At 48.0% G+C, this 12,106-nt stretch carries 7 protein-coding genes; 3 read left to right on the forward strand and 4 right to left on the reverse strand.

From position 1 onward, the window contains the following. Positions 1–176: 176 nt before the first annotated feature. The 4 genes from L2731_RS00700 to L2731_RS00715 all read right to left on the reverse strand — a co-directional run bounded on the left by L2731_RS00700 (position 177) and on the right by L2731_RS00715 (position 8,450). On the reverse strand, positions 177–1,136 hold the full coding sequence (locus L2731_RS00700; RefSeq protein WP_249251387.1) for a class I SAM-dependent methyltransferase: 960 nt from the start codon (positions 1,134–1,136) through the stop codon (positions 177–179). Positions 1,137–1,243: 107 nt separating this feature from the next. After that, the gene (locus tag L2731_RS00705; RefSeq protein ID WP_249251389.1) at positions 1,244–3,841 is read right to left on the reverse strand and encodes a TonB-dependent receptor; all 2,598 of its coding nucleotides are present in this window, start codon (positions 3,839–3,841) and stop codon (positions 1,244–1,246) included. 764 nt (positions 3,842–4,605) lie between these two features. Next, entirely contained in the window at positions 4,606–5,817 is a 1,212-nt protein-coding gene (locus L2731_RS00710) for a porin (RefSeq protein ID WP_239851349.1), read from the reverse strand. A 233-nt stretch (positions 5,818–6,050) separates the two neighbouring features. Continuing rightward, complete coding sequence (locus L2731_RS00715) at positions 6,051–8,450, reverse strand: DNA polymerase II (RefSeq protein ID WP_249251391.1); 2,400 nt, start codon at positions 8,448–8,450, stop codon at positions 6,051–6,053. 138 nt (positions 8,451–8,588) lie between these two features. On the opposite strand from L2731_RS00715, the gene dinG reads away from it, so the two are divergent. The 3 genes from dinG to L2731_RS00730 are packed head-to-tail and all read left to right on the forward strand — an operon-like array spanning position 8,589 to position 12,102. Beyond that, entirely contained in the window at positions 8,589–10,661 is a 2,073-nt protein-coding gene (gene dinG, locus L2731_RS00720) for an ATP-dependent DNA helicase DinG (RefSeq protein WP_249251394.1), read from the forward strand. An 8-nt stretch (positions 10,662–10,669) separates the two neighbouring features. Beyond that, positions 10,670–11,443, forward strand: a complete 774-nt coding sequence (locus L2731_RS00725; protein ID WP_249251397.1) for a sulfite exporter TauE/SafE family protein — start codon at positions 10,670–10,672, stop codon at positions 11,441–11,443. After that, a complete protein-coding gene (locus L2731_RS00730; RefSeq protein WP_249251398.1) occupies positions 11,440–12,102 on the forward strand; it encodes a primosomal replication protein in 663 nt (220 codons plus the stop codon). Before L2731_RS00725 ends, L2731_RS00730 begins: the two co-directional genes overlap by 4 nt. Positions 12,103–12,106: the final 4 nt, after the last annotated feature.

The raw sequence follows: 12,106 nt of genomic DNA on the forward strand, positions 1-12,106 counted from the left end.
TAAAACACTGATTTATATAACCTTAAGAGAATAACAAAAGTAAAATATATTGTTAACAAAATATTAACCGGTCAGCTCTTCCAGAAACGTTTGCATCAAATTATGTTGTGCTGGTATTACCACGCGGTCTATTTACAACATCTTTTATACAAATCATGACTTAACGCCTTCTGGTGCTAGTTCGTTTTATTTATGACTATCTTCCAACCCAGTACCTGACCATCGTGATCTTCAATCTGATTGATGCTAACCAAGTTTGCTCCCAGTTCAATTAGATTAGCTAACATAGCAGAAAGCGCCAGTTCATCTAGTGAGGCTTCGACAAGCTCGCCGAGACGATCTTTTAAAGTATCAATTTGCTGTCGCGCAAAAGCTAAATACTCCTGCTTCTTTGCTAGCGGCCAAAACAGCCCCTGCTGAAAAAGGGTTGCGACATAAGTGAGTAATTCACTGTCTTTCAATGCTCCCTCATCTGACTGAGCCAGAGTGGAGATTTCTTGATTCAATTGGTGACGTAATCGCTCGCACTCTTGATTCTGCTTAATACGCTGGACATCTTCGGCATTGGTAAGTGTCCCCATCTGCAATATAAGCGTATCTATGGTCTGAAATACCCTTGCAATTACCTGTTGACTGATCAGAGTCAATATTCGCCGATTACGATTGATGATCATTGAGCGGCTATGATGCGTCACCAAACTCAGTCTGCCACCAGGACGGAGCACGCGAAGCGCCTCAGGGATAGAAAGTGCTAAATCTGAATACTCGAGACCATATTGAGAGATGACGAGATCAAAACTATTATCATCAAAAGGCAAATCCGAACAATCGATATTCGAGACCAGCGATACATCGACCTGTTTATTTAGCACTAATTCATCAAGCTTGGTGCTAATTTTTGCAAGGTCTACACCTATTACTTCACCCTTCCGGCTCGAGTCTTTAAAAAATTGATTAAGTAACAGCGGTAGTGCCCCATTACCCGTTGCGAGATCCAGCACCTTAAAATTATCAGGTAAATCGTTAAAGTCATGATGCCAATTTGTCTCTAACACCCCTGAATAATTGCCAGAAAAACTGTCCCCAAAAGATGTCAAATGTCCTTGCTGCCAGTATTCGTCCCAATGTTGGCTCATAATGCTCGCCCTTCAGTCTTGTTGTTATTAGCTTATTAATATCATAAAAAAAGGCCCTAAATAGGGCCTTTTTATCAGATATTTATACTAAAACTATTAGCTTACTCTTAGAACTTCAGAGTGTAGCTTGCGCGGTATTCGCGGCCATAGTTGTTGTATAGGTCAGCGTTTTCGAACTTACCGTCTGAAGATAGAACTGGATCTTCATCAGTTAGGTTGTTAACACCTAGCATGATTGAACCGAATGAACCTGCGTCATAAGTATAGTTGATGTTATGGATTAACCATGAATCAAGCTTACCTGTGTCTTTAGTTTCATAAGTTGAATCAGTGTAGTTCATGTTCCATGAAACGCGGTGATCGCCCATGGTATAAGTTGTAGTGAATACAGACTTGTACTCAGGCTGACCATTCCAACCCTTAGTATCTACAGCACCGGCACCACCTTCAACTTCTTCGGTATATTCCAGTACGAAGCTGTTAGTCCATGCCAAACCGAAGTCACCGATATCAGTTTCTAGGTTACCGTTAAATGCAACGTCAAGACCTCTGATTTGAAGTTTGTCGCCGTTACCGTAACCAGTACCGATCTCTTCTGCAGCACCAGTTGCATCACGCTTAACATAGAAAGTGTCTGTAGGAGTCAATGAACCGCTTGCGATACCTTCCATCACGTTTGTGATTGAACGCTGGCTGATAACGTCATCGATCTTCAGATCGAAGTAATCAACCTTGATACCGAAGTTATCAACTACATCCCACGCAACACCCAAGTTGATGTACTCAGAAGTCTCAGGACCTAGATCCTTGTTAGCGCTGATCCAAGTATCATACTGCTTTTCAGGACACTTATCTTGTGGGATACCAGTAGCAGCACAGTATGGGTAGTCAGTACCGTCTTCAGCACTGAATGTAGTCGCAGCATATAGCTGATCAAGTGCTGGTGCACGGAAGGCTTCAGAGTAAGAAGCACGAACAACAACATTGTCCAGAGCCTGCCAACGAATAGATGCCTTAGGTGCAACGTTATCACCGAAATCACTGTAATCATCGTAACGAGCAGCGATGTTCAGCTCAATGGTGTCAGTCAGAGGAAGAGCTGCTTCATAGAAAGCCGCCCAAACTTGACGGTCACCGCCAGCAGAGTTACCAGCACTACCACCGATTAGACCCGCTTCAGACTGTGCGTCATAAACAGAGTCATAATCTTGATCGAAGTATTCCATACCGAAGTAGTGAGCAACCTCACCACCTGGCAGCTCAAATGCGTCGAAACCGATACCAGCGTTGTACTGGTGGAAGGTCGCACGGTCTTGCGTCAGAGTCGTTGCTTTCAGGTTGTTTACACCAGCTTCTGAACCTAGATCGATGCCGTTAGCTTCGTTGTAAGCAAGACCTGAGTAACTTAGGTAGTACTCACCGATAGACTTGTTATCAGCCTTGTTGTAGTGGTAGTAGAATTCCCAAGTCGCATCGTTCCATGCGCTGATAGAACCACGAAGACCAGTCAGGTAATCTTGGTTGTAGTCGTCTACGTTACCGTCACGAGTACCGATACCAACCCAACGGAAGTAACCTTTCGCTTCAACATCGAATGGGTTATGTGGATTGTCTGGTGACATGTTGTTCCAAGCCGCGGCTGGAGGCGCATAACGACCGAAAGAGTTGTTCTGTGTGAACATCACACGACCAAACCACTCAACATCTTCAGCAACTTCATAGTTAGCATCTACATAAACAGTGTTGCGGTCTACAGAGGCTTTGTTGAATGAAACGTTACCGTATGCATACATACATAACTCAGAACCCGCACCGAATACATCATCACCACGTACTTTCTTAAATACGTTGTCACCGTATTGTGCAGCTAAGTCATCACACAGCGGTGAAGGCTGGTAAATACCAGTGTCAGGGTGTTTTACACTCGCACCGTAATAACTCCAGCCATCAGTTTCTGAATAAGCTTGAATTACGCCGTCACCGTTAAGATCACGCATCCAAGGAGCTGTGAATTCACGATCTGCATCAGAGATGCCCTTACGGTCTTGATGGTCGAATGCAAAGGTAATGTTACCCTTATCCATTTCATAACCAGCAACCACAGAGAATTCTTTACTTGTCAGGCCGCCGTCACGGTCTCGAGAACCGCCACCAACGTTGAATTCGATACCTTGGAAGTTCTTCTTCATGATGATGTTAACAACACCAGCAATCGCATCAGAACCGTAAGTAGAAGAAGCACCGTCGGTTAGAATTTCGATACGCTCAACCGCCGCCATAGGAATAGCGTTAAGGTTAGCAGAAGCACCACCTAGAGTAGGTGAACCTGGGAAACGCTTGCCATCGATCAGAACTAGGGTACGGCTTGAACCAGCACCACGTAGGTTGATTGTTGCTTGAGACTGAGCAGAACTACCAGAACGCTCAGAGAATGAACCAAAAGAGTTTAAGTTACTGTTACGTAGCGCATCAGCTACTGTAAAGTTACCTTCAACTTTCATGTCATCTGCAGTGATCGTTGTTACAGGTGATGCACCTTCAAGATCACTACGCTTAATGCGTGAACCAGTAACTTCAATACGTTCAACTTTATCTGCAGCTTGCTCATCTGCCGCGAATACTGCTGGCGCAGTAAATGCCGTCATAGCTGCACCGCTAACTAGTGCGAAACGCACTGAATTAGCTAATAAGCTGTTCTTATACATGTTGTTTCTCCCTGGACTTTATTTTTTATTTTTTTGTGAAAGTAAACACAAATCAACACCAATCGTTACACTTGTGCACATTCGCCAACAAATAGAACCACATGTGAAACATTTAATCAACAATAGCATCACTATTTTCACAGATTTAATTGGTGACCGCTCAATTTGTAGACGACAGTCACAATAAGTCAGGTTTTTGTTAACAGGAGCAATTCGACAGTTTATGTACAAGAATCCCACAAATTAACTAGGCAGACAAATGAAATAAAAGATTAATCACTATAAAAACAATAATATAGTGATTTAAGAATATTTAATCATCCAACAGCTCATACTAAATTAAGAGAGTGTTTAATTAGATACAATCAAACTAAACAACGACAAGATGTTAAATGTCTGTAGCTGTAACAAAGAGGCTTAATTCCAAAATCACGCTGCTCATTGGGCGGAACTCATATTTTTACGTAAAGAATTGATTACAAATTAAGCAGCCAGTGAAGATTAAATCGCAGTCTCCTTTAGGTAACGTCATTAGGCCATGACGCACTATCGTTAAGAGCAGACAATGAGGTGAAATGCTAACGCTAAAATAGACACATCTTCGCCATAGTGAACAAAGAGACTTAAGTTAAATGGTGAGGCAAACTAAGACTGGATTATCCCCCGCTCCTTAACGGAAAAACTTTTTGGCTGAACATAAAAAAGCGCCCAATAGGCGCTTTTCTTTAAATTGATCAGACTTTCAGTCGTCATTACAAGCTGTATTACAGTGTGTAACGAATACCTATGGCTACACCGTCTTCTTCGAATTTAGCCTGGGCCTCTGCATCGGCACCATCGAACTCACTGAAGTCTTTACGGCCTTCAACATAGAGTACTGTGTTGGCATCCCATACATAATGCAGACCGACCACAACGAACTGACGCTTGAACGTAGAATTAGGATCGACATTGTTTGGCTGGATCACATAGTCCTTACCCGCATCTAAGACGTTGTAAGAAACAAAGGGACGGAATCCATTATCAAACTTGTACGAGAACAGGGTTTCGACACCGTAAGAGTCTTTGATCAGACGACCCAGGTTATCGGTATCATGGTTCTCATTCTTGTTGAAGTTAGCCGCGCCATAGAAACCTTCACCATCCCAGTTCCCCCAGGTCGCACCGACACCATAAATCACATCTATGGCGGTGATCTGCTCAGAGGTCTTTCTGAAGGTGACATCAAACTCACCACGGTTGATACCGGCAGTGACAGAAAGTTTGTCGTTTACCTGGTAGGTAGCAGAAGCACCATAGGTGTAATCGTACTCAACTTCCTCTGAATCTAGCACGGGATCTTGGCTGTCCCAGCGCTCTTTACAGTCTGTAGGCAGGTTAGGATCTGCTTCGCAGGTATAGAAGGTATCGTGCTTGAGCTGCGCCTGAACGGCAAAGCTTAGATCGCCTATGCTATTACGGTACTGTACGATCTTGTCACCACGACCCACACCGTTTACCGCGCCATCGGCCTTATTGTAGGTATATACACCCGCAGCGTTACCATCCCATACGAAGCCGTAGTTGGTGTTATAGACGACGTCATACCAAGCGCCCCACTGCTTACCTATGGTCAGGCTACCATAGAGATCATGAGCAATACCGACATAACCTAAACGGTTGTTAAGAAAGTCACCGCTCTTAGATTCGAAGTTACTCTCGCTGCTGTATACGATTTCGCTGTTACCGAATGGATTAACTCCCCACTCAAGCTTAGTGAAGGCCTTCCAGCCATCGCTCATCTCACGAGTAAAACCAAAATTGATCCGTGATGCACCGTTAACCACTTCAGTTGAACCTTGAGTGTTAATAACACGGGCATCAATAAAACCACCAATTTCTACCGCATTTTTATCGTCTTTATAGATCTCGATAGCGGATACAGCGGGGACAAAAATGACAGCCGCTAACGCTGTTGCTATTACACTCTTCTTCATCTGTTTGTCTAACCTTTTGTTATGTTCAGTCTGCTTTATCTTTTTGCGCTACATTCCGTTGTTTTATTTCGTTCCAATTTCAGCTAAAGACTAGCAAAAGATTAGCATTCCCTCAAAGACGAATATCACAATAACGGCGCTATTTTTCACCAATTTAACTTAAGAACTCCCGAAATATCAGACTTTACACTAAGCGTTAACAATTCATCACTATCTCAACAACCAGAAAACAACTAAATTAACGACATTTGCTTGGCCACAAGATTATTGAAACTAGTGTTTAAAATTGAAAGTATGGGATCAGAAATAGGCGCTATCTGTTTATCCAGATAATACTGATAATCGATCTTTCCAAGACGATGCTGTACAGGTTCTGCGCCATTTTGAGTCATCAGATAGCTAATCTTCTCGCCCCGTTTACCATGGCTATCATCTCCGCTTCGCTGACACCAGAGGGTCGCTGCCTTAACGTGAGGCGATGACTTTGCAGTATAGTCTTCTATGTTGCGCCTAAGGCGTTTGGAGAAGATTAATTTATCGTCCAGCTCGCCCTGCTGCAACGCCTCGACGATCTGCTTTAAATAACCAAGCACATCCTGCTTGGCAAAGAGCCGATAATAAAGCTCGCCCTGCACCTCACGCGCCAAGGGGCTCCAGTCACTCCTTACCTGCTCCATCCCCTTAAAAACCAACTTGAGACTGCGGTCATCCTGCTGGTACGCACCCACATAACGCTTCTTAGAACCCTCGGTTGACCCCCTCAATGTCGGCATAAAAAACTGCTCGAAGTGACGTTCATATTCAAGCTCTAGGTAACAGTCTAGCTTAAAGTCCTGCTTGAGCTTGTGTCGCCATTTTTCGTTGATCGATGCGACCAACTCCCGGGCAAAGGCATCGATATCACCAACGCGCTCTGGCGATGAGACATGCACAAAGGTCGAATCGGTATCACCATAGATGACGGTCAATCCCTCTGCTTCAATCCATTGCTTGGTCTGTTTCATGATCTCATGGCCCCTAAGGGTTATCGAGCTGGCTAGGCGCGCATCGTGAAACACACAGCCGCGAGAACCCAGCACCCCATACAGGGAATTCATGATGATCTTTATCGCCTGGGAAAGGGGCGCATTGGCATCGCGCTTTGCCTGCTCCCGCTTGGCCGACAAACTGGCGATAAGTTCAGGCAGGATGGGAGAACTACGGCTAAACTGCGCCCCGAGAAAGCCGGGGACGGTATCGCTCTCTGCTTTGGCGCCTTCTTTTGAGCATTTTGCGCCTTCCTTTAGTCCTTCCACCAATCCCTTAGGATCGATGAGAAAGGTTCTGATGATCGAGGGATAAAGGCTCTTAAAATCGAGCACCAATATGTGCTCATAGAGACCGGGTTTAGAGTCCATCACATAGCCGCCCGGACTCTCTATGCCATCGCTTATCGGCACACTTGGCGCCACATAACCGGCGCGGTGCAGATGCGGCAGATAGAGATTATTAAACGCCGCCACCGAGGCACCTACACGACCTAGCTCTAAACCTGTCAGGCGAGAACGTTCCATCACGAAGGCCAGCAGATCCGTTTTTTCGAAGATCTCCCACACCAGGCGACAATCGGTAATATTGTAGTGGGCCAGCGCCGCCTTATCTTGACGAAACAGCGTCACTATCTCTTCCGCCCTTTGGCTGACATCATGAATCGCCTTGCCTTCACCAAGCAGTTCCCTGGCGACAGACTCCAGGCTAAAACTCTCAAACTGATAAAAGGCCGCCTTTAACCAATCTATGCCATCGAGCACCACACGCCCGGGCAGAATTAAGGTCTCCGGCCGATATTTGTTATCGACACGCCACGAAAGCTGCGTACCCTGCCTGCCCAGCGTTAGCGGAATATTGAGTGCCTTGGCCCTGCGATACAAAAGTGCTAAGTCAAAGGTGACCACGGCCCAACCAATGATGATGTCGGGATCATGCAGCGTAAACCAGTCGAGCAACGCCTTAATTAGCGCCGCCTCATCTGCCACAAGCTGAAGATAGTCTGGCGGCGACTCAACCGCCTCCCCCACCATGATCACCTGTTTGTAGGGCTCGCCGCTGGCCGATTGGCCGTAAAGCCCGACACTGAAAAGCTCGCCATCCATCGCACATTCGAAGTCCAACGAGACCACAGCAAGCTCAACATCTAATTCGCTACGCCTGGCCCGCTCGGCAATAAAAGTCGGCATATCCTCTGCTTGATTCTGCCAGCGGCCGATAAACTCCACATCAAGGGCTATGTAACGCTCGATAAGATAACGCTGCTCGGCTCTCAGTTCAGACTCGTAAAGGGAGATCCCCTTATCGGTGGCGATACGGCTTAGATGACGAAAGCTTTGATTATTGGCGAAATAGAGGGCGCTGACCGGCTCGTCGTCGAAGGTGGTTAAATTAAGCGCCTCGCTGCGTAAGCCACTCTCTTGGTTGCCATCGAGCAAGCGCAACTCATCCTGAGTCCGGCAAAAGCAGATCCGCTCGCCATGAGGCACGATCACCCGCAGCGGCCCGTCGGCCGTACAGAGGTAATAATGTAATTCGCTGCCTAGGCGGTGACGGGTTAAGATCCGTCCCTTTACACTCAATACAGGGGTGTTCAAATCATGCAAGCTTTGCTGTATTCCATTTTAATTCAATATATTAGGATTGTTGACGACAAATAAGTCGTGAATTCCTCACATCAACTCTTCTTAGGCTATGTAATCACTGTTATTATGTACAGCATTATTTGCCAGACATAAGCCTTCATGTTATCTGCCGACGTTAAAACCCAGATCCGCACGATTTATAAAGATATTGCCGCCGCCCTGCCTAACTTCAGATCGCGTCGGGAACAAAATTATATCGTCGCAGAGATCTCCAAGACACTTGCGGGTGAATATGACAAGCACAGGCGTATCATAGTGGTCGAGGCTGGCACTGGCATAGGTAAGTCGCTGGCTTATATCTTGGGTGCAATCCCACTGGCATTGGCCAGCAAGAAAAAGGTCTGTATCGCCACGGCAACGGTTGCCCTGCAGGAGCAGCTGCTCAACAAGGACTTACCCTTCTTCTCCAAGCAATCTGGGCTTAACTTCACCTTCGGTTTGGTAAAAGGGCGTCAGCGCTATGTCTGTCTCTCCAAGCTGGAGATGCTGATCGGTGGCGATGACGGCACTCAGATGGCCATGTGGCAGACCAAGCCCGACCATAGTCAGGTCGAGCTCTTACAAGGCCTGCTGAAAGACTTTCACGAAGGACGCTGGAACGGCGAGCGCGACACACTATCTCAACCGCTACCGGATCACCTATGGCAGCAGATCGCCTGCGATAAACACAGCTGTCATCGACAACTCGCCAGCCACAGACACTGCCCTTTCCATAAGGCCCGTGAAGATGTCGACACCTGGGATGTGCTGATCGCCAACCATAGCCTGCTGTTTGCCGATCTCGAGCTGGGCGGCGGTGTGATTCTGCCCGACCCGGAAGAGCTCTATTATGTGATCGACGAGGCACATCACCTACCGTTGGTGGCTAGAGACTTCTCGAGCGCCCAGGCCACCCTGAGAGGCGCCATCGACTGGCTTGAAAAGGTCGGCAAGACCAGCGCCAAACTGCAAAACCAGCTCAAGAGCAACAACATCATAGCCCCCGCTCAGGCCATGTTGGATAACATCAACGATCTCACCAGCCTGCTCACCAGCGTCGCGCAATATTGCGATGGCCAGGCGGCAAAATTTGATAACCCTGAGCGGCGCATCCGCTTCGAGCACGGCAAGCTGCCAGCGGCGCTCATCATGCTGGCCGAAAACCTGGCTACCGCATCCAGCAGCGCCCTCAAGCAATTTAACAAGATGCTGGCCCTGCTCAACGAGGCGATTAAGGATGGCGAACTGCCTAAGCACCAGTCAGAACAGCTACTGAGTGAGACAGGCTTCATGTTGCAGCGCCTTGAGAACCTGCAGAAGCTGTGGAAGATGATGGCCAAGGAAGACAGCGCCAAGGGCGCCCCCATGGCCCGCTGGGTAGAGCATCTTGTGGGCAAGCAGAGTGACTATCTGTTTAATGTCTCCCCTATCGAAGTGGGTTATATGCTCGAAACCCTGCTGTGGGAGAAGGCCGCCGGCGTGGTGCTCTGTAGCGCCACCCTGAGGGCACTCAACAATTTCAATCACTTTACCCATCAGGTGGGACTCTCTATCAATGATGGCAGTCGCTATCTTGCCATGGACAGTCCGTTCGACTTCCAGCAGAACGCCACCCTCTATCTGCCCAAGATGCGCACCGAACCCACGGACGATCGCTATACCGATGAGCTGGCGGAACAGATCCTCACCCTTATCGATGGTGAGATGGCCACCCTGGTGCTGTTCGCCTCCTACTGGCAGATGGAAAAGGTGGCCGATCTGGTCAGGAGCAAGATTAAGTCGCCGCTGCTTATCCAGGGGGAGGCGTCCCGTCAGCAGCTGCTACAAGATCACAAGACGCGCTGTGACAATGGCGAGGTCAGCATCATCTTTGGTACCGGCAGTTTCTCCGAGGGTCTCGACCTTCCCGGTGACTACCTGACCAACCTTATCATCACTAAACTGCCCTTTGCCGTCCCCACCTCACCGGTGGAACAGGCGCACGCGGAATACATTAAGGCAAAAGGGGGAAATTCCTTCTTACAGCTGACGATCCCAGATGCTTCGCGTAAACTGATCCAAAGTTGTGGTAGATTACTGCGTAAAGAAGAGGATTATGGCAGGATCACCATATTGGATCGCCGCTTAGTGACCAAACGCTACGGCAAGTCTCTACTGGATGCCCTGCCCCCCTTTCGACAAGTCATTGAATAGGAAGACCATTGGATCTATTACTCGACCCAGGTAGCTGGGCGATTCTTGCTGCGACCGGCTTTATCGCAGGTTTTATCGATGCCGTCGCCGGTGGCGGTGGCCTACTGTCGATCCCGGCCCTGCTCACCATAGGCATTCCCCCACACACGGCGCTGGGCACCAATAAGCTGGCCGCCAGCTTTGGTTCCTCCATGGCGGCCTTTACCTATTATCGTAAGCAGTTTTTTACCCCCAAGTTTTGGTATCACGCCTCTATCGCCACCTTCATCGGCGCCGTAATAGGCACCTTTGTGGTCTATCTTATCGACAATCAGTGGCTGGAAAAGTGGCTGCCGCTGTTTATCATCGCCGTGGCCGTATATACCTTACTTAAACCTAACGCCATGGGCTGCCCCAGCTATGAGCCGCCGGTGAAAGCGCCCTCCAAATATAAGCAGTGGCGCCAAGGGCTACCACTTGGTTTCTACGACGGATTTGCCGGCCCGGCTACCGGCGCCTTCTGGACCATTAGCAGCGTATCCCAATATCGACTGCCGGTGCTCAATAGCTGCGGCCTGGCCAGGGCCATGACCCTTATTAGTAATCTCACCTCCCTGAGCGTGTTTCTGGTGTTGGGACAGGTGAACCTGATGGTCGGTCTGTCGATGGGGCTTTGCATGATGCTCGGCTCATTTATCGGCGCCCGCACTGCCATCAAGTTTGGCGTCCCCTTTATTCGTCCTCTGTTTATTAGCATAGTGATACTCATCGCCATTAATCTGGCATGGGGAGCCTGGGCATGAAGACAAATGAACTTATCCATCGCCTGCGAGTCCAACTGAAACAGTTAGAGCAAGAGGTACTGCAACACGACAGTCAATTGCCTAAGGGGCAGCGCAAGCTGCTACAAGATACCGAGCGATTTAATGACAACCTGTTTAATCAGGCGGGCGCGCAGCTCTCTCCCTGTATAGATCAGCTCAGTAAGAAGATCGCTCAGCTCGAGAAGCTGCTCCAAGGCAATATATCGGCGACCACCATCACCCTGGCCTGTGAGGGCATTCAGGACAGGTTTACCGCCTTGAGGCGCGCGCTGAATACCACGACACTCGGTGTGAAATCAGCCGAGCAACAGAAAGCTTCGCGGATCGCTCATGCGCGTAAACGTCGCCAGAAGAGCCACGCCCAGAGTGGATTTAGCTGGATCGCCGCCGGAGTGATGAATAACAGCCACCAGCTCTATGAAGAATTGAACAAACATATGAACTGGGTTCACACCTTTGAACAAAAAATTACGCATTTGCAATCTAAGCTTGAAAACTGTCATAGTGCTGACAAAATTGCACTGCAAAATGAAATACTTTTGGTCCACCGCCGCTTAGGCAAGTGCCGACAAGCTATCAGCTATATAGAAGATCGTATTCAGGCGTTCGAACGCCCATACAAGCATCAGAATCGTTAAGGAG

Source organism: Shewanella aquimarina, from assembly GCF_023349185.1.
Classification (GTDB): Bacteria; Pseudomonadota; Gammaproteobacteria; order Enterobacterales; family Shewanellaceae; genus Shewanella; species Shewanella aquimarina.